The 19,724-nt window shown below is 42.9% G+C and carries 18 protein-coding genes, 2 tRNA genes, 1 other RNA gene, 1 pseudogene and 1 other annotated feature; of the genes and pseudogenes, 4 read left to right on the top strand and 18 right to left on the bottom strand.

The genetic code is table 11. The features are described 5' to 3' along the window. Window positions 1-4: 4 nt before the first annotated feature. The 8 genes and pseudogenes from BMZ22_RS05845 to tadA all read right to left on the bottom strand — a co-directional run bounded on the left by BMZ22_RS05845 (window position 5) and on the right by tadA (window position 6,697). Window positions 5-1,123 carry an ABC transporter permease gene (locus tag BMZ22_RS05845; RefSeq protein WP_090082988.1) on the bottom strand — a complete coding sequence of 373 codons (1,119 nt, stop codon included), beginning with the start codon at window positions 1,121-1,123 and terminating at the stop codon, window positions 5-7. Further along, window positions 1,120-2,385 carry an ABC transporter permease gene (locus BMZ22_RS05840; protein ID WP_090082986.1) on the bottom strand — a complete coding sequence of 422 codons (1,266 nt, stop codon included), beginning with the start codon at window positions 2,383-2,385 and terminating at the stop codon, window positions 1,120-1,122. The genes BMZ22_RS05845 and BMZ22_RS05840 overlap by 4 nt, the downstream gene beginning before the upstream one ends. Window positions 2,386-2,397: 12 nt before the next feature. Further along, a complete protein-coding gene (locus BMZ22_RS05835) occupies window positions 2,398-3,330 on the bottom strand; it encodes an ABC transporter ATP-binding protein (RefSeq protein ID WP_090082983.1) in 933 nt (310 codons plus the stop codon). A gap of 253 nt (window positions 3,331-3,583) precedes the next feature. Next, a complete protein-coding gene (locus tag BMZ22_RS05830; RefSeq protein ID WP_090082978.1) occupies window positions 3,584-4,405 on the bottom strand; it encodes an ABC transporter permease in 822 nt (273 codons plus the stop codon). 15 nt (window positions 4,406-4,420) lie between these two features. After that, window positions 4,421-5,335, bottom strand: coding sequence for an ATP-binding cassette domain-containing protein (locus BMZ22_RS05825; protein WP_090082976.1), 915 nt, complete (start codon window positions 5,333-5,335; stop codon window positions 4,421-4,423). A 171-nt stretch (window positions 5,336-5,506) separates the two neighbouring features. Further along, window positions 5,507-5,629 (bottom strand): annotated as a pseudogene (locus BMZ22_RS05820) (response regulator transcription factor); the annotation flags it as partial. Window positions 5,630-5,816: 187 nt separating this feature from the next. Next, an RNA gene (ffs, locus tag BMZ22_RS05815) (signal recognition particle sRNA large type) lies at window positions 5,817-6,082 on the bottom strand. 141 nt (window positions 6,083-6,223) lie between these two features. After that, on the bottom strand, window positions 6,224-6,697 hold the full coding sequence (tadA, locus tag BMZ22_RS05810) for a tRNA adenosine(34) deaminase TadA (protein WP_090082973.1): 474 nt from the start codon (window positions 6,695-6,697) through the stop codon (window positions 6,224-6,226). Between the two features lie 68 nt (window positions 6,698-6,765). On the opposite strand from tadA, the gene BMZ22_RS05805 reads away from it, so the two are divergent. Next, window positions 6,766-7,293 carry a cysteine hydrolase family protein gene (locus tag BMZ22_RS05805; RefSeq protein WP_090082970.1) on the top strand — a complete coding sequence of 176 codons (528 nt, stop codon included), beginning with the start codon at window positions 6,766-6,768 and terminating at the stop codon, window positions 7,291-7,293. Window positions 7,294-7,356: 63 nt separating this feature from the next. Next, the gene (locus tag BMZ22_RS05800) at window positions 7,357-8,646 is read left to right on the top strand and encodes a glycoside hydrolase family 18 protein (protein WP_090082967.1); all 1,290 of its coding nucleotides are present in this window, start codon (window positions 7,357-7,359) and stop codon (window positions 8,644-8,646) included. Window positions 8,647-8,691: 45 nt separating this feature from the next. On the opposite strand, the gene BMZ22_RS05795 is transcribed toward BMZ22_RS05800, so the two are convergent. From BMZ22_RS05795 to BMZ22_RS05785, 3 genes are all read right to left on the bottom strand, one after another. Then, complete coding sequence (locus tag BMZ22_RS05795) at window positions 8,692-9,207, bottom strand: type 1 glutamine amidotransferase domain-containing protein (protein ID WP_090082963.1); 516 nt, start codon at window positions 9,205-9,207, stop codon at window positions 8,692-8,694. 372 nt (window positions 9,208-9,579) lie between these two features. Next, window positions 9,580-11,295, bottom strand: coding sequence for an acetate--CoA ligase (acsA, locus tag BMZ22_RS05790; RefSeq protein WP_090082961.1), 1,716 nt, complete (start codon window positions 11,293-11,295; stop codon window positions 9,580-9,582). Between the two features lie 243 nt (window positions 11,296-11,538). Beyond that, window positions 11,539-11,611: transfer RNA gene (locus tag BMZ22_RS05785), tRNA-Arg, on the bottom strand. 142 nt (window positions 11,612-11,753) lie between these two features. Here BMZ22_RS05785 and BMZ22_RS05780 point away from each other — a divergent pair. Beyond that, complete coding sequence (locus BMZ22_RS05780) at window positions 11,754-12,401, top strand: deoxynucleoside kinase (RefSeq protein WP_090082958.1); 648 nt, start codon at window positions 11,754-11,756, stop codon at window positions 12,399-12,401. 12 nt (window positions 12,402-12,413) lie between these two features. Next, window positions 12,414-13,097: a deoxynucleoside kinase gene (locus BMZ22_RS05775; RefSeq protein WP_090082956.1), complete on the top strand. Its 684-nt coding sequence runs from the start codon at window positions 12,414-12,416 to the stop codon at window positions 13,095-13,097. Window positions 13,098-13,204: 107 nt separating this feature from the next. Here the strand turns inward: BMZ22_RS05775 and proC are convergent, their stop codons facing one another. The 7 genes from proC to pdxS all read right to left on the bottom strand — a co-directional run bounded on the left by proC (window position 13,205) and on the right by pdxS (window position 19,720). Then, window positions 13,205-14,020, bottom strand: a complete 816-nt coding sequence (gene proC, locus BMZ22_RS05770) for a pyrroline-5-carboxylate reductase (RefSeq protein ID WP_090082953.1) — start codon at window positions 14,018-14,020, stop codon at window positions 13,205-13,207. A gap of 403 nt (window positions 14,021-14,423) precedes the next feature. Continuing rightward, on the bottom strand, window positions 14,424-15,260 hold the full coding sequence (locus BMZ22_RS05765; protein ID WP_090082951.1) for a hypothetical protein: 837 nt from the start codon (window positions 15,258-15,260) through the stop codon (window positions 14,424-14,426). Next, entirely contained in the window at window positions 15,247-15,753 is a 507-nt protein-coding gene (locus tag BMZ22_RS05760; protein ID WP_090082949.1) for an RNA polymerase sigma factor, read from the bottom strand. Before BMZ22_RS05760 ends, BMZ22_RS05765 begins: the two co-directional genes overlap by 14 nt. Before the next feature lie 198 nt (window positions 15,754-15,951). Beyond that, a tRNA-Ser gene (locus BMZ22_RS05755) sits at window positions 15,952-16,044 on the bottom strand. A 563-nt stretch (window positions 16,045-16,607) separates the two neighbouring features. Next, on the bottom strand, window positions 16,608-17,885 hold the full coding sequence (gene serS / locus BMZ22_RS05750; protein WP_090082946.1) for a serine--tRNA ligase: 1,278 nt from the start codon (window positions 17,883-17,885) through the stop codon (window positions 16,608-16,610). A 91-nt stretch (window positions 17,886-17,976) separates the two neighbouring features. Then, window positions 17,977-18,194, bottom strand: a binding site (T-box leader). A gap of 33 nt (window positions 18,195-18,227) precedes the next feature. Then, complete coding sequence (pdxT, locus tag BMZ22_RS05745) at window positions 18,228-18,818, bottom strand: pyridoxal 5'-phosphate synthase glutaminase subunit PdxT (RefSeq protein ID WP_090082943.1); 591 nt, start codon at window positions 18,816-18,818, stop codon at window positions 18,228-18,230. 17 nt (window positions 18,819-18,835) lie between these two features. Continuing rightward, window positions 18,836-19,720 carry a pyridoxal 5'-phosphate synthase lyase subunit PdxS gene (pdxS, locus tag BMZ22_RS05740; RefSeq protein ID WP_090082941.1) on the bottom strand — a complete coding sequence of 295 codons (885 nt, stop codon included), beginning with the start codon at window positions 19,718-19,720 and terminating at the stop codon, window positions 18,836-18,838. Window positions 19,721-19,724 lie beyond the last annotated feature (4 nt).

Here is a 19,724-nt window from a genome sequence, read left to right as displayed (position 1 = left end):
TTATTCACACATGTCTTCGTTCCATTAAATGGATGCCAACGCCTGTAAATGTAACTCCCATCAGGATTAAAACGCTGATCGAAATTAACAGTTCTTCCAATGGATAGCCATACACCGCGATACCGTTTAATAACTCCATGCCATACGTCAGCGGAATTACATTGGATAAAGCAAGCAGAATTTCCGATTCCACGATTTCTATCGGCCAGAAAGCACCACCAATCATAGCCATACTGACCGAAACAATCGGCAGTGCGGCATTAAACTGCTGCGCATTTTTAACGATTCCGGTTATCAGGATGGACAATGCCACAATTGCAAATATATATGGAATCAAAAACAATAACGATTCTGCAAATCTTCCATTAAAATCAACGCCAACGATATAACGGAACACGAGAAAGATTATCACGACTTGCAGATAGCCTTCAAAGAAACTGTAGATTAAATTGGCCACATACATTTCCCATTTCCGAACAGGCGCCAGTATCATTCTGTCCCACAGACCATCCTTTTTATCAGTCAGGATTGGCAGCACATTAAAGCCAATCGTGTATATGACAAAAAATAGTGTGAAACCAAACAACGTGTGCAATGTACTATTAAACTCAAAATCATCCGAGCTGTTAAAATGGCTTCTTTCAATGAAAAATACCGGTTCGGCCAGCGCTTCATCCAATTTTTTCAATACAGCCTCACTATTCATGTTGCCCGAAATGCGTGCCGCTTCTAAAATTTGTTCCCGCTGAGCTTTTTTTGTATAAGCTCTCTGGATCATCTGTTCAATGGTTCCGGCATTGGGTGAATCCACCCCTACAATCAATTGAAAGTCATCTTCCCGGAGAATACCCCCTACCTCTGCTCGCCCGGTTGATACTTCTTCTTCCACTCTTTGCTTACTGTCCATCCATTTGAAGGCTACTTTTTCCGTTTCAGATAATGCCTCTTCAGCTGCCGCATCCTTCACTGATTCCTCTGCTGTATAAACAGGGACCTGAATACTTCCCTCTAAATTTGAACCGCCTAAAATTAAAGCAAACCCGATCGACATAACCGTGAAAATAATAAATATAAAGGGGTTTCGGATAAATCGTTTTAATTTTGATAGTAAAATGCCAGTCATCCTGATATCCCCCTTTTTGGAAAGCTGATGACAGCGAAAACAATGGCTGTCAACGCAAAAATAATCAGAAAGAGCAGGTGAATGCCGATTTCAGAAATATCATCGCCTCTTAAAATGCCGATATAAGCTGACATGCCAGCTCCGTTAGGTGTTAAATTGCCGATCGTCCGCAATAATTCAGAGGAATTGCCTATCGGGAAAAAGCTTCCGCCTAAAAATGCCATTAACGTTGCCAATATTCCTGAGAAAAAACTCGTAATGACCTCCGAATTAATACGATAGCTGATAGCAGTCAATAAGACTGTTATACCGCCGATTGCCATTGCATACACGAGCGAAACTACTAAAAATGCCAAGAGGTTTGGCCAAGCAATGCCAAATACTGCCCAAGCAAAACCATAAACAATCAAAAGATGAAAAAAGCCAAAAATCATACCTGACAACAAAACACCTGTGAAATAAACCCAATGAGACATATTGCCAAGAATGATACGGTCAAAGACATGCGTTTTTTTCTCATGAAATGCAATTGAGCCAATGGTAGAAGCAAGAAACAGAACATTCATAACGACCATTCCGACAGCGTAATAGCCCTTTGCCGTTACCGGATTTTTTTGATTGACTGTTGTCACCTCACCTGTTGAAGCATATTCATTCAATTCAAGCGTGCCAGCATCAATACCATTTTTGCTTAAAAACATGCCTAACGTAAACTGTTCCTGATATTGTTCCAGAATTGCGTTAACAACAGACACGCCGATTTCTCGTGTTTCATTTTGCGTTACTTTCAATTTCGGCTGCTCCGGTTTATCCAGCACCATATATTCGAGCATGTTATATGTGAATGTTTCCGGCACTTCAATTATTGCAGTGTAACTGTCGTCATTCTTTAGTGCTCCAAGCTCAGCTGGCGCTGCATCCTGTACGTCGACTATTTCGCTGACATTTTCACTGCCTAAGACATCTTCTCTTAAGGTGCTGACCGGCTTTAATTCACTGGTGCCTTCCTGAATTCCCTCCACCGCCTCACGAGGTAATTCCGATTCGAGGTCATTCATAAACCGATCGATCTGCCCCTGTTCATTGCCATGGTCAACAAATGCAATCTTTACATCAATCGGACTGGACTCGCCATTCATAGTGCCCCCTAGCGCGGTTCCAAGTATAGCGATCAGGATTAGGGGCAACCCCACCAATAAAAGCAACTGGACAGGATTCCTGAAAAGCATAAGGCCTTGTTTTTTCATGATTTGCCAAATCATATTTTCTCATCCCTAATCCCGGAGCGCCCGACCTGTCAGATGAAGAAACACATCTTCCAGGGTTGGTGTTTTAACCTCAACTGAACGCAGCTCCAGTTCAACCTTTTCGGCAAGGTTAATTAATTTCGGAAACATATTAATTTCTTTTGGTACCGTTATTGTTACTTCTTTTTCGCCTGCCACCACTTGATTAATCGTCGGGGATTCTTCCAACAGAGAAAGAAATCGATCATTCAGCCGGTTAGTTTTGATGGAAATCGTCTTCTCAGCGGAAAGAATCTGCTTGATTTCCTCTTTTGTACCGGATGCAATCAAATTCCCTTGATCCATAATGTAAATACGGTCGCAAAGATATTCCACCTCTTCCATATAGTGGCTCGTGTAAAGAACGGTCATCTGTCTTTCTTCATTTAATCGCTTAACCGTTTCCAAAATATAATTGCGTGATTGCGGGTCAATACCAACAGCCGGCTCATCCATAATTAGAAGTTCCGGATCATGCAGCATGGCTACTCCAATATTCAGACGCCGTTTCATCCCGCCGGAAAATTTCCTGACCACTTGTTTACGGCGTTCACTTAAACCGATCTGCTCCAGTACTTCATCAATCTTCCGTTTTAATACCTGCCCTCTCAAACGGTAAATCCGCCCGAAAAATTGCATGTTTTCTTCTGCTGTTAAGTCGTCATACAAAGCGATTTCCTGCGGTACCATGCCAACAACTTTCCGTAATGGAGCGGGGTTTTTCAAAATACTGTTGTTATTAAATCTCACATCACCGCCCGTCGGTTCTGAAAGTGATGCCATCATTGAAATAGCCGTTGATTTGCCCGCGCCATTAGGGCCGAGCAAGCCTACTATTTCACCTTTCTCAATAAACATATTCAGGTTTTTGACTGCTTCATTATGCTTAAACTTCTTTGTTAAACCCACCAACTCAATCATCGTAACCGCCTCCTGTGATTTTAGTGTACACCGGCGTGCTGGTTGATGCATACAGCCTCAAGTCACTAAATTTATACTTTGTAATGTGACGGAGGTCATTTTATGCCTGACATAGAGAAAAGGAGATTAGAAAAGAGGAACGATTATGGGGGAGGGAAGCGGTCACCCCGCTGCGGAAATATGCTTCGCTTTCCGCGGGCCGCTTCGACTAACGGGGGTTTGACACGAGGAATCGGTTCGTGGCACAAATCACTTAACTGTTTGCTCGTCTAAAACTTAAGGTAGCAAGCAAAATCAGAACGGCTGTAAATCCCAGCAAGAAGAAAAGTTCACCGGTAATGGTTACAGGCTGACCAAAGAATGTAAGATTGAGACCCATTTCCTCCCTCACAGCTGCATTAAGGCTTTCCACATCGATCATAATATGTTTCATTAGATCAACTCCATAGGTGACCGGGTTCAATGTGACAAGAAAATTGACCCATCCAGGCATATTATTTAGTGGGAATAAGGCGCCGGATAGAAAAATCATCGGCATAACAAAAATATTTACTACAAGTTGAAATCCCTGCATAGAGTTGAGCAGGCTCGCTACGAGCAGACCCAACGACGAGAAGGCACAAGCCATCAAAAACATTACCGGAAGTACCTGGAAAAATGAAACCAAATCAATTCCTATACCGAGCACAGGGAGAAGCACAAACATCATGACACCTTGCAATAAAGCGACAGAAGCTGAGCCAAGCATTTTGCCAATTGCAATATTCACCCGGGACACCGGTGACACAAGTATCTCACGCATATAACCAAAATCACGGTCCTGTATAATTGAAAGCGATGAAAAAATTGATGTCATCAACAAGGTCATTGACACGATCCCAGGGAAAATGAATTCTGTATAATTGAAATTCTGCGCATTGGTCCCCGCACTAACTAATGATTCCATCGAACCGCCCATCCCGATGCCGAAAACCACCAGAAACAAAATAGGCATGGAAAAAGATCCGACCATCCGGGGCCGGTCTCTGAAAAACTTGATAATATCCCGCTGCCAAATGGCGATAATACCTTCCATCAATCATCCCTCCTCTTAATCTCTGATTTCTCGCCCCGTAAATGAGAGAAAAACATCGTTTAATGTAGGTTTCCGAATATCCAGTCCAGTTAGCGGTGTCTTTAGCGTTTTGATGAATTCGGAAACAAACGCATCGCTGTTTTTCACTTTGCAGTAGATGACATCGTCTTTGAGCGATAACGCCACGACATTGAAGTTATTTTCGATTTCCTTCATGGCCGCTTCATTGTCGCTTGTTGTAATTTCGATAATGTCGCCGCCAATCTTTTGTTTTAACCGTTTTGGTGTATCAATCGCAATAATTTCACCCTGATCCATAATAGCAATACGATCACTGATTTCTGCTTCATCCAGGTAGTGGGTTGTCAGGAACATGGTAATATTTTCTTTTTCTTTCAACTTTAAAATATATTCCCAGACATGAGCACGCGTTTGTGGATCAAGCCCCACTGTCGGCTCATCAAGAAATAGTACTTTTGGATAATGGAGCAGCCCGCGGGCAATTTCCAAGCGGCGCTGCATGCCTCCGGAAAATTTTTCGACTAACGTATTTATGCTTTCCTGTAAATCGACAATTTCCAGCACCTCATCAATTCGGTGCTTACGAGAAGCACGGGGCACACCATAGAATTTGCAATGCAGCATTAAATTTTCCTTCGCGGTCAGTTTTTCATCCAGCGTATTTTGCTGAAAAATTATACCGATGCTCTCCCGCACCTGGTTCTGCTGTTTTATGACATCATAACCATTTATTGTGACCGTCCCACTCGTAGGCTGCAACATAGTGGATAAAATATTGATTGTCGTGCTTTTACCTGCCCCATTCGGCCCGAGAAACCCGAAAATTTCGCCTTTTTCCACATTAAAACTGCTGTTGTTGACAGCCTGAAACGATTTATAGCGTTTAGTTAAATTATTAATCTCGATCAATGCTGATCCCCCTTCTTTGCTACGCTGTCTTATATCAGTGCCCTTATGTACGATATTAACTCAAACCTTGTTTTTGTCCCTCCTGAATAATTGGGGCGAGGTAGCCCCCTATAAAGCAATAAACACTATCCTTTGAATTTCTTTAGCTGAGGTTAGCTGATTAATGACCTATTAATCATCAATAATATGATGCTTCACCGCATAAATGGCTAATTGCGTACGGTCGCGCAACCCTGTCTTTTGCAAAATCTGTGTCAAATAATTTTTGACTGTGCCGATAGATAGATAGAGTTCCATGCACGCATATAACGACAGAAAGCATTATATAAAGCAGCAAAAGCGCCCTCTTTCCGGTAGTTTTAATAAAATCCTAATTATTAAAATTATAACAAAAAATATATGACTAACGGCATTTATACGAAAAAAAGACTGCCTCAACTGTCGCTTTCGACATTGATGCAGTCTTTCCTCATTATGTAAGCCGTGCACCCATTGTTGATCGAACGTCCATAAGCGTTACCCAAGTTCATGGCTCGGCTCAGGCTTCCCCGCGGCACACAAGAATGACCACTTACTGCTGCTTCCTTCCGGATCTGACAGGGTTCATGGGTTCCTGTTGCGCAGGACCTGGGCGTCAACACCAATCCCTTGAGGCAGACCTTACAGACATCCGACCTCGAATGGGAATTCAGCCTCGCTATAGCGGATTGCGAGTACAGGGCACCGCTACCTCCCCGCTTAGCACGGCAATATTTATTATACTTACTATGCGTGCAAAATGCAATAATAATTATAGGGTGGATAAAATTCACAGATATTTTTTATGATTTGAGATAGTGTTGACTACCAGTAATTGCTGTGGCAATTGCCTCCATACAGGAAAAAGCTTCAACGGTCGGGCTGCTGTTTTCCGCGACGCAGCTTTCGGAAAAAATCTGTCAGCAACGCACTGCATTCATCTTCCAGAACACCACCTGCAACGTCAACCTGATGATTAAAGCGGTCATCTTGAAGTAAATTCATAAGCGTGCCTGCGCAGCCTGCCTTTGGGTCAGGAGCACCGAACACTACCCGTTCAATCCGTGACTGCACAATCGCTCCTGCACACATTGGACACGGTTCAAGTGTGACATATAATGTACAATCTTCAAGACGCCAGCTGCCAATCTTTTGGTTTGCTTTTTCGATTGCAATCAGCTCTGCATGTGACAAGGTCGTTTGTGACGATTCCCTTAAATTGTACCCGGAAGCTATAATCTCATCCTGATAAACAACAACAGCCCCGATTGGCACTTCATTCAGCGATTCGGCTTTTTTGGCTTGGTCAATTGCTGCCTGCATATAAGCCGTATTTTTTTCCATCTAAACACCTCTTGACGTTTGAATTTTTCTATAAAGGAAAAACTAATAGGAAGAAAGGGGCAACTGAAATGGATATTCACAACAGTGCTATTCTATTCGTTGATATTATAAACGATTTTGACTTTGATGGTGGAGAAAACTTGCTTCAGCATACAAATGATATTTTACCTGGATTGAAAAAACTTCGCCAATTTGGCAAAGATAATAATATGCCTATCATTTACGTTAACGATCACTACGATCTGTGGCAAGCCGATTTTCGCAAAATTATTGAGCATTGCCAGTATAGCGGAAACGAACATATCATTCAGGCTTTGAAACCGGATGAGTCGGATTATTTTCTGATTAAACCGCAACATTCAGCTTTTTTCGAGACACCGCTTCACACGTTGTTGAATGATCTCGGAAAAACACATCTCATCATGGCGGGCATTGCCGGCGATATTTGTATTTTATTTACAGCAAAAGATGCCTATATGCATAAGTATTCGATGCACATCCCGGAAAATTGTATGGCCTCTGAAGAAAAAGAGGGTACCGAATACGCGCTATACCTCATGCGCTCAGTAATGAATGCTTCCATAGAACCTATCTAAGTAATATCCCCTTCTTTAAAGTCATAATGTAGAAGAGAAATGATTTTAAAGGGAGGGATTTTATTGCAGATTCATGTGGTCAATCAAGGCGACACACTCTATCAAATAGCCGATTTATATGGCACCACCCCCACAGCTTTAATCGATGCCAACGAGCTCGACACCCCGAATAACCTTGTGCCCGGTCAGTCACTCGTCATTCCTATCGTTGGGCAGTTTTATTTTGTACAGCCGGGCGACAGCTTATTTTCGATTTCGCAGCAATTTGGCATGACAGCTGATCAACTTGCACAGATCAATAATATTCCATTAGAAGGGGTACTAGCTGTGGGGACCCGGCTTTATATTCCCGAGCAGACAAAACCTGACATCACATCCAACGCCTATATCGAACCTTTAGGCGGCGAAGTATCCCAGACGCTCATAAACTCAGCTGAAAAAACAACACCTTACCTCACTTATCTTGCTCCATTCAGCTATCAGGTAAATCGTGACGGAACGCTTTCAGCTCCGCCTCTGGATAACTTTGTACAGATTGCCGGTAATCAGAATACGGCGTTGATGCTCGTTATCACGAACCTTGAAGAGGGGGAGTTCAGCAGAGAACTTGGCCATATTATTTTGACGGTCCAGGCCGTGCAAAATACGCTGCTTGATAGTATCGTCAACGTGGCCCAAGAGATCGGTTTCAGCGATGTTCATTTTGATTTTGAATTTCTGCCGCCCGAAGATCGTGAAGCTTACAATAATTTTTTGCGCAAAGCGAAACAGCGTTTATCGGAAGAAGGTTTAATGCTGTCCACCGCGCTGGCGCCTAAAACGAGTGCGGAACAGACAGGTGAATGGTACGAAGCGCACGATTATGCAACGCATGGTGAAATTGCTGATTTCGTGGTGCTGATGACCTATGAATGGGGTTACAGCTACGGGCCGCCAAGGGCTGTTTCCCCTATAAATGAAGTGCGGAAAGTTGTTGATTTTGCATTAAGCGTTATGCCGCCGGAAAAAATACTGCTCGGCCAAAACCTTTATGGCTACGATTGGACACTCCCGTTTACCGAAGGCGGCGACCCTGCCGAAGCACTCAGTCCTCAGCAGGCAATTGCACGAGCCCGCCAGCAAAATGTAAGCATTGAATACGACACGACAGCCCAAGCACCTTTCTATACTTACACGGATTCCCAAGGGGCAAATCATGAGGTATGGTTTGAAGACGCCCGCTCGATACAGGCAAAATTTGATATGATTAAAGAATTAAACCTGCTCGGTATCAGTTATTGGAAATTAGGGCTGGCCTTCCCGCAAAATTGGCTTCTCCTGCAGGATAATTTTACGATCACAAAATTGGATTAATAAAATCCCCCTCTCCGCTGTAAGAGCGAAAAGGGGGATTTATTATTACGCGCTTAATAATTTTAGTGATTCTTTCTTAAACGCAGGAATATCATCCGGCTGACGGCTTGTCACAAGCTGGTTATTGCAAACGACAACTTCCTCATCCTGTACGTTTGCTTTAGCGTATTCCATATCCACCTGGATGGAAGTGAAGCCTGTTGCCTTGCGTCCTTCTAATGCTTTTGCCGTAATCAGCAGCTGCGGACCATGGCATATGGCAAATACCGGTTTTTCTGCATCCATAAATTGTTTAGCAAATTTAACGAACCGTTCATCAGCGCGCAGTTGATCCGGCGAAAAACCGCCCGGGATGAATAATGCATCAAATTGATCTGCGGTTACATCATCAATCGATTCATCGATGGTTATTTCAGCTTCTTTATTTTTGCCGGTTACTGTTTTTCCTTTTTCTTTTTCAATTGTCACGACTTCATGGCCGGCATCCTTGAATTCCTTTGCCGGATCTGTATATTCAACATCTTCAAACATATTTGTTATGACAGTTGCTATTTTAGCCATTGTCATCACTCCTTTAAGAAATGCTTCAAAATTATTCTACCCGGGAAGGTGTGAACTAAAACGTAAGTAGTTACCATAAAACCCAACGCATATAAAACGAATGAGGCTAAGAAAAAAATTTCTAAAAGTCATAAAAAGACGAACGATTATTAGGAAAGGAAGCGGGATACACCGCTCCGGAAATATGCTCCGCTTTCCGCGGGCGGCTGTTGAGCCAACTCGTGCCAAGGCACTTCGTTGTCTCACCTATGCCTCTGTTCCCGCAGGAGTCTACGCATATTTCCTCCGCTAACCTGACTTATCGTTCGTCTTTCACAATGCTCTTTTCAATTATCTCCCGGTCTCATTCTTGCTATAAAATATTTAATTCTATTATTCTTCCAATGTTGAGGTATCGCCGGTTGGCAGACCCAGCTCCCACGATTTCAGCAGACGGCGCATGATTTTACCGCTTCGTGTTTTCGGGATGGCGTCTTTAATTTCCAATTCACGCGGTGTAGCGTGTGCGCTGAGTCCAGTCTTAATAAACTGCCGTACCTCTTCAAGCAGTTCCTCTGATTCTTCATAACCGTCGTTTAAGGTAATGAACGCTTTAACGATTTCACCACGCTCGGGATCGGGCTTACCAATCACACCGGCTTCAGCAACAGCAGGATGTTCGATCAGCTTGCTTTCAACTTCAAATGGTCCGACACGTTCACCGGATGTGTTGATAACATCATCAAGCCGTCCCTGGAACCAGAAGTAGCCGTCCTCATCCTTATAAGCACTGTCACCGGATACATACCAGCCATTAATAAAATAGCTTTCGTATTTTTCCGGACGTTTCCAGATTTGCCGCATCATGGCAGGCCAAGGCGATTTAATTGCCAGGTTGCCCATTTGATTTGGCGGCACTTCATTGCCTTCATTATCTACAATCGATGCTTCAATTCCCGGAATTGGTTTACCCATTGAGCCCGGACGGATTTCCTCTGTTGGCAGGTTAACAATAAGCTGCGCACCGGTTTCTGTCATCCACCACGTGTCGTGAATTCGAAGGTCAAACGCCTGCAAGCCCCACGTAATAACTTCCGGATTCAGTGGCTCCCCAACACTGAGGACATGACGCAATGATGAAAGATCATGCTTCTTCACGGCATCTTCCCCGGCACTGACAAGCTTTCGAAGTGCAGTAGGTGCTGTGTACCAGACTGATATATTATATTTATCGATCGTGCCATACCAGGCATCCGGACTAAAGCGGCCGCCACGCACAACGTTTGTTACACCATGGAGCCAAGGGGCAAAAATACCATAGCTCGTCCCTGTTACCCAGCCCGGATCGGCCGTGCACCAGTAAACATCATCCTCCTGCAAATCCAGTACCCACTCGCCTGTTGCATAATGCTGAATCATGGCGTTATGCACGTGATAAACACCTTTTGGCTTACCAGTTGAGCCGGACGTATAATGAATAAGCATACCATCCTCAAGGTCAACCCATTCAATATTAAAGTCCGTTGAAGCCTCTTTCATTTCCTGATGATAATCAATATATTTGTCGGAGGATTCATTGTTTTCACCGACAAGAATAATTTTTTTAAGGTCAGGCAAATCATTCTGCGGCACCCGTTCAAGCAAATCCGGTGTAGTAACCAGCATACTTGCTTCACTGTCCTCGAGCCTATCACGGACTGCTTGTTCCATAAATGCTTCAAATAATGGCCCTGCAATGGCGCCTGTTTTTAAAATACCGAAGAAAGCTGCATAGAATTCAGGACTTCTCGGTAAAAACATAAAAATGCGATCGCCTTTTTCGACGCCATATTTGGTTAAGACGTTCGCAAACTGGTTACTCTCCTTGCTTAATTCGCTGAATGTTTTTGTTTCTTCCCGATCGGGTGATGAATACAATAAGGCAGCCTTATCTTTTTTAGCGGGATTTTCGGCATGGCGATCAATTGCTTCATATGCCATGTTAACTTTTCCCGTCTCATTCCAGCTGAAATGTTTTTTCATATCTTCCCATGAAAACGTCTTACGCATGCTTTCATAGTTTTGCAGATTGTATTTTCCCTCTTGTGCAGGTATTCGCTGCATATCCATTTCTATCACCTCATCTTAAAATTTGTAAACGATTGCAAAATCGCTTGAATAAAATTGTAATTGTAGAAACTATGAAATTTTATAAACATTTCGGTAACTATCAACTATTTTAGAACATTTTGTGACAATTTTAAAGTATTTTAATCGAAACCCTCTTAATTAAAATATAAAAATACCCTCGCCTGTACCTGCAAGCAAGGGTCGATATATCGCTGCTAAATGTGATGCTACTGCTGGTTTTAACGCCCCCGGCAGGAATCGAACCTGCGGCACACAGCTTAGGAGGCTGTTGCTCTATCCCCTGAGCTACGGGGGCATGACGTTTAGGAAAATAAGCACAATAAACATTATACAAAATTTCGCGCTGAATGAAAAGGCAGAGTTCAATTTTGCATGGAAGTGGCCTTTTTTCTGTGCTACAATATCCAAAGTGACTTAAACTGCTTGGAGGAAAAGTTATGCCACACGTCCCGTTTATTGCTATTGAAGGGCCTATTGGGATTGGAAAAACATCACTCGCAAAGAAACTTTCTGTCCATTTTGACTTCCACCTGTTAAAAGAAATTGTCGAAGAAAACCCGTTTCTCGGAAAATTTTACGATGATATTGAGGAATGGAGTTTTCAAACCGAAATGTTTTTTCTATGCAATCGATTTAAGCAATTGGAAGATATTGAACAGAAATATTTGAACCAAAATAAAGCGGTTATCGCCGATTACCATATTTCCAAAAACATGATTTTTGCTAAACGTACACTGCAGCCGGACAAATTTGATAAATACGAGCAAATTTATCATATATTAACAAAAGATATGCCGGTGCCAAATATAATGATATACTTACATGCCAGTCTTGATACAGTTTTGGAACGGATCAGGCTTCGCGGCAGGGATATTGAACAAAACATTAAACCTTCTTACTTGTCACAGCTCGCCCGGGATTACGAAAACTATATGAATGAATTCGAGATGCTTCATCCTGACATACCGGTCCTCCGTATTAACGGTGATGAAATGGATTTTGTTAAACACCAGGACGATCTTGAAACCATCATTAATCTGGTGAAACAGCAAATGTGTGACCACAAAACAGTATCCAAACATTAAAGGGGAAGAAACATGAATTTACGTGATAAATACCAGATTCCGCATGACAGCATTATTACGGTTGCCGGGACTGTCGGTGTCGGCAAATCAACGATGACAAAAGCCCTGGCCAATGCGCTTAACTTTAAAACATCATTTGAGAAAGTTGATACAAACCCATACCTCGGGAAATTTTACGATGACTTCGAACGCTGGAGCTTTCATTTGCAAATTTATTTTCTCGCAGAACGCTTTAAAGAACAGAAAAAAATATTCGAGTACGGCGGGGGCTTTATTCAGGATCGTTCAATTTATGAGGACACAGGCATTTTCGCCAAAATGCACTATGAAAACGGCACGATGTCGAAAACAGATTATGAGACATACACCAACCTGTTTGAAGCAATGGTGATGACACCTTATTTTCCTCATCCGGATTTATTAATATATCTCGAAGGGTCATTTGACCACGTTATGGAACGTATCCATAATCGCGGACGTGAGATGGAGAAAAATACTTCAATTTCCTATTGGGAAGAACTGTATAACCGTTACGAAGATTGGATTAATAATTTTAATGCGTGTCCGATCTTGCGTATCGACATTTCCGACTACGATTTACTCGAGCAAGAACAATCAATTGAACCGGTAATGGAAAAAATTGGTCATTTTATCCAGCAATCACGCAAATGGAAAACACGGGAAAGCATTAAATAACGTCTATAGCATTCCAAAAAGCAAGTGCTTGTATAAATCGGGCCATATGACTGCTATTTCATTTGAAACGTCATATGGCTTTTTGCAATTTTTACTGATTTTTAGTTTTACATTTTCTGTCCTAATTCAATTGAACGGTTTCGGGCGCTTTCCACACACCGCTCGACTGCTTCCTGAAAGTTGTGTTTGCTCAACGCTTCAACACCTGCTTGCGTTGTGCCGCCGGGACTCGTTATATTTTCGCGAAGCTTTGAAGGCTCAAGTCCCGATGTTTTGAGCATTTCCCCGGCGCCGACAATCGTTTGCGTAATCAAATCTTGTGCCGTTTCCTGGTCCAGTCCGGCGTCCACTGCCGCTTTTTCCATCGCTTCGACTAAATAATAGACATAAGCAGGTCCGCTCCCTGATATGGCCGTTACCGCGTGCATATCGCTCTCTGATACTTCAGTTGCTGTTCCAATCGTATTAAATAGTGCCAATGCGGTTTCCAGGTGCTGCTCATTGGCATGTGGTCCCCGGGCTACAGCTGTAGCTGATTGACCGGCGGCTGATGATGTATTCGGCATCGCACGCACAACCGGAATATCTTTGCCGATAAAGCTGGAAATCGTATCGGTTGAGACACCTGCAACGACTGAAATCAGCAGCTGATTCGGCGTAAGACAGTCACTGATTGAAGACACAGCCGCTTCCACATCATAAGGCTTGACGGCAACAATAACGACATCAGCACCTTCCACTGTTGCTTGTTTATCATTATTATTCTGAATGGCATATGCATTTTCAAGAAACGCCAGTCTCTCTTTATCAGACTTGTTCGTAATATATATTTTTTCTTTTGGAAGAAATCCGCTATTTAAAATTCCGGTCAAAATGGATTCAGCCATTGAGCCAGCACCGATAAATGCCATTTTTTCAATCATCTTAATCGCTCCTTTACATGTCTCAAAAAATCGAATGAAATAAGAAAACACCCCAAATCCATCCTGCAAAAGGACGGACTTGGGGTGTTTCCGTGGTACCACCTTTGTTGACATGCCAGGCATGCCCACTTGTTTATGATAACGCAGCAAGCCTGCGGTCAGGTTGACGCTGACAACTCCAAGGCAGGGTTCACAAAGGCTGTACCCTGTGGAATCTCTCAGCCGGTGAATTCCACTCTCTTTCGGGAAGCATTTTGCTACTGACCTCTTCTTCATTTTATTTTATATAATTAGCTGTCGTGTGCATTACTATTTTTAAGTAATATACCTGTTAAAGCTTCAATTGTCAAGTGAAAATGAGGCCTTCACCCAAGTTTTTGGCGAAAGCCTGATAAGAGATTCATTAATGTGTGAGCGATTCACGAAGTGCCAGCAGACGTGGTCCCATACCATCCCCGGCTTCGAGTGGATACTCGTATTGGATAACGAGCACGTTTTCATCAATTTGATAGATATAATAACCTTGAGGGGACTGTGAAAAGTGCTGACCGACGCCACGGAACGGATTTTCTTCCCCAGGCGGCGTCTCAGCTGGTGTCCCCGTCTCACTCGCAACATCGCTATACTCGGATTGAACTTCAGAAACCACATCATCCAAGTTGGCATCTTCCACCACTTCCAATTTCATTGACACGCTGTTGGCATCATTATAATGCGTTACAGTCTGATTGTTTACATCATAACTGCTGAAGAGTTCAGTCAGTTGATACTTAATACCATAAGGTTCGAGCGTATAATTGGTAAACGTTGTCTCTTCTTCCATGCCTTCAAGCATAATTGTCCCGGTTTCGGTGCCTTCTTCATTTACCGTCAAGGATTGAGCGGTCTCAGGATCTGACATAGGTGCCGTTGACTCTTCCGTACCTTCATCTTCACCACTTTCGGCGGGTATCTCTTTTTGTTCCTCAGAAGTGTCGTTATATTCGGTCTGATTATGATCCTCAAACGGCATAACCGACTGCGAGCTATTAAGTGTATTAAACAGCAGACCAGCACCTATCATCAATGCAGCCGCCGTGGAAAACCAAATTGCAGAGCGCTTTAGCTTCGACCGTGCACGCTTCTTTTTCGCTTGTTTCTGAATGGCCGTTTTCATCGATTCTTTTGATTGAGGGTTTAATGAATGAGATGATTTCAATTTTTTTAACTCCTTTTGCAATTCCTCGTCATTGTAATTCATAACCGCCCTCCTCTATTTTCGTTTTTAAAGCTTTTAATGCACGATGAAATGTGACGCGTACTTTCGTATCCGGCCATTTTAAAATATTGGCCGTTTCAGCCACCGTCATTTCTTCAATTCCCCGCAGAATGACGACATCCCGGTAATCTTGCTTCAATGTTGAGATTGCCTGGTGTATTTGTGTTCGTGTTTCCGTGACTAATTGGTCTTCTTCCGGGGATGCTTCGGTTTTATACTCATACGTTTTAATCAACTTGCGCCAATCTTTCCGTTTCCGCTTCCGGGCTTCATCAATAGCCAAATTGCGGGCAATGGATATCAGCCATGTTTTGGGACTTGAATTACCTTTAAATGAGTCATAACGGTCGATGGCTTTTATAAAAACTTCCTGAACGATATCTTCCACATCAGTCGTGGACATATAGTAGATAAGAAATCTGTAAATATCATCAGCATAGGCATCAAACCAATCTGTAATTAGTTCCTCATCCATTAAGCAGCCTCCTCTTCTCAGGCATTTCTTACTTATTAGACGAATCTTAATGTCATTTATTACAGGTTAATCAACTAAATATAACAGATTTGCCATTTAATAACGTATGTAACATTCATTGTATAATAAAAAAACCGCTACAAATGTAACGGTTTTGGCGCTTTCCTAATATCTCCAATTTATGCGAATTAAAATGTATGGAGGAGGTAGAGGGATTCGAACCCCCGCGCGGTTTGACCCGCCTGTCGGTTTTCAAGACCGATCCCTTCAGCCAGACTTGGGTATACCTCCATGTTGACGACAAAAATAAATTTAACATGTCTGGTTACAGATGTCAACAATAGTCTTAGCAACATTGTTTCATTTATTTTTTTCTTTTTTGTCACTAAATAAAAAACCAACTGCTATACAGGAAGTAACTGCAGCAACTAACATTAATATTTCAACCATTTTATCTCTCCTTTAATTAACTAATACAGGCAAGATAGACAGCTTCTAATATGTTCTCTATCTAATTAACTGTATTACATATATTTTACCATAAATATTCAGAATACACTAAAAGTCAGTAAACAAATAACGTTTAATTTGATGATTTTTCCATCAAAAATGCACAACAAATTACATACTAATTTGTAACAGAAAATATATGGGTACAATAGCTATTGTATGCATGTGAATTGGGATGCATTTGCCATACAAATTTACCTCTATTTTTACATAAAACCCCCTTCATATATAAAAAATGACTATCAAATCAACCTTCATTTTGACAGTCATTTTTGCTTACATTTTTAAGAGTTGCGATAGGTAATGAAATCCACTAGGTTCTCATCCGGTCTTTTTCATTTGCCTTAAGCCGTTAGCATCTCTTTTCCACCCATATAAGGCCGCAGAACTTCCGGGATAACGACCGAACCGTCTTCTAGCTGGTAATTCTCCAGAATAGCTGCAACCGTCCGCCCAACAGCAAGTCCTGAGCCATTTAACGTATGCACAAACTCTGGTTTGCCGGTTGATTCACGACGGAAACGAATACCCGCACGTCTTGCCTGGAAATCTTCAAAATTGGAACACGACGAAATTTCCCGATACGTCTCCTGGCTTGGAATCCACACTTCTATATCATATTTTTTGGCAGCTGTGAAACCAAGATCACCGGTACACATACTCATAACCCGGTATGGAAGGTTCAGGCGCTTGAGAACTGTTTCAGCATCGCCTGTCAGTGTTTCCAGCGTGTCATAAGAATCTTCAGGTTTCGTAAAGTGGACGAGTTCAACTTTGTTAAATTGATGCTGCCGTATTAAACCACGCGTATCACGTCCTGCAGAACCAGCCTCCGAACGAAAATTGGCACTGTAAGCAGCATATTTTTTCGGCAATGCGTCCGTATCAAGAATTTCATCACGGTGAAAATTCGTAACCGGAACTTCAGCCGTTGGGATCAAAAAGTAATCCCACTCTTCAAGCTTAAAAACATCTTCTTCAAACTTAGGCAGCTGACCCGTGCCCGTCAAACTTGTGCGGTTTACAATTTGTGGAGGCATCATCTCCGTATAGCCATGTTCATCAGCATGCAGATCCATCATAAAACTGATTAATGCCCTTTCCAGCCGCGTCCCAAGTCCTTTGTAAAATACGAAGCGGCTTCCGGTAACTTTGGCTGCCCGTTCAAAATCAATAATGTCCAAATCAGCTGCTATATCCCAATGTGGCTTTTCTTCAAACTTAAATGTTGGCAATTCGCCCCACTCACGGGCCACCACATTATCATCCTCGTCCTCCCCGATTGGGACGCTTTCGTGCGGTATATTTGGTATCGAGAGCATAATGGTCTCCAGCGTTTCTTCAATTTCTTTCAGCTCTGAATCAAACGCTTTAATTTTTGCTCCGACTTCCCGCATTTCCTTAATCGCCGGCTCTGCATCTTTTTTTTCTTTCTTTAAAACAGATATTTGTTTCGATGCCTCATTCCGTTCAGCTTTTAATGTTTCTGTTTCGGAAATTAGCGTTCGGCGCCTTTCATCCAATTCACCGAATCGTTCCAGTTCTGACAAGTCTTCACCGCGGTAAGCCAGTTTTTCTTTTACGTCTGCAAAGTTATTCCGTAAGTATTTCATGTCCAGCATGCTGGATTCCTCCTTTATAATTTTGTGCTGTGAGTTTTTCCCGATTGAAGCTAGATACTTTCACATAAAAAACTCCCGCCCCTGATCAATAATCAGGGACGAGAGCATTTTTCCCGCGTTGCCACCCTTGTTGAAGCGGAAAAACCCGCTTCCGGCTTGAGTACGATAACGGCGTCTAGCCGGGCCTGCCTATTGCATTTCAGCAAACCAGTTCAAGGATGGATTCACATGCTGCTTATACCGGTTCTCACCTGCCACCGACTCTCTGAAAAAAGCATGCACGTTACTAATTCCTTTCACGACTGTTGCAATTTATTAATGTTAATATTATCGGATTTCGCTTTATGATGCAAGTGTCTGTTTTGATTGTTCCACCATCTGCGCAAAATATTCAATAAAACGGTTGTCGTCTGTCAGTTCGGGATGAAAAGCCGTACACAAATAATGGCCTTGTTTAGCTGCTACAGCTTTGTTTTGATAGGTTGCAAGCACTTCCACATTCGGCGCTGACTCAAGTATATAAGGGGCACGTATAAATACAGCATTAAACACTTCACCGAAACAGGTCACATCCAGACTTGCTTCAAAACTTGCCACCTGACGGCCAAAAGCATTGCGTGCAACTTTCATGTCCATCAAACCTAAATGTGCATCATTCTGTCCTTCTATTTCATTTGCCATTAAAATCAGACCGGCACAAGTGCCAAAAACAGGCTTTCCTTGCTTGCCGAAAGTCTGAATCGCTTCAAAAAAATCATAGTTGTCAATCAGCCGTCGCATCGTTGTGCTTTCGCCACCGGGCAAAATCAAACCATCGATCGCTTCAAGCTGTTCTTTACGTTTAATCTCAAGCGCGACTGCGCCAGTTTCCTCCACTGCACGTATATGCTCACGTACCGCACCTTGTAATGCCAGTACACCAATTGTGTTCATATCAGTCACCCTGCTTTCTATTCACTGCGGTCCTGCATGCGGTCTTGTCCTTCCAACGTGCCAATTTCAATCCCTTTCATGGCTGTGCCAAGATCTTTGGAAAGCTCTCCAATCAGCTTATAATCCGTATAATGGGTTGTTGCTTCAACAATTGCTTTAGCATACTTCGCCGGGTTGTTTGATTTAAAAATACCCGATCCGACGAATACACCGTCAGCGCCAAGCTCCATCATTAACGCGGCATCAGCCGGTGTTGCCACACCGCCTGCTGCAAAGTTAACCACCGGCAAGCGGCCTTCTTCTTTAATTTCCAGGAGCAATTCATATGGCGCACCGATCTCTTTGGCGAACGTCATAACTTCATCGTCTGACATCGATGTCAGTTTTCTGATTTCAGACTGAACCTGGCGCATATGCCGGACAGCTTCGACAATATTGCCAGTACCTGGTTCACCTTTCGTACGAAGCATCGAGGCACCTTCACCGATACGGCGTGCTGCTTCTCCAAGGTTACGGCAGCCGCACACAAACGGTACTGTATAATCCGATTTTTTCAAATGATATTCCTCGTCAGCCGGGGTTAATACTTCACTTTCATCAATATAATCAACACCCATCGATTCCAGCACACGCGCTTCTACGATGTGCCCGATACGTCCTTTGGCCATAACGGGAATTGAGACGGCATTCATGACCTCTTCAGTGATTTCCGGGCTCGCCATACGGGCTACACCGCCGGCCGCTCGAATATCTGAAGGCACCCGCTCAAGCGCCATAACGGCCACTGCGCCGGCTTCTTCAGCTATTTTTGCTTGTTCTGCGTTGACAACGTCCATAATGACGCCGCCTTTCTGCATTTCCGCCATTCCACGTTTAACGCGTTCTGTTCCTGTATTTCCCATGTTT

It is taken from the genome of Lentibacillus persicus, from assembly GCF_900112705.1.
Lineage (GTDB): Bacteria > Bacillota > Bacilli > Bacillales > Amphibacillaceae > Lentibacillus > Lentibacillus persicus.
Note: the sequence above shows the minus strand (reverse complement) of the source record. Positions and strands in the feature narration are given on the sequence as shown.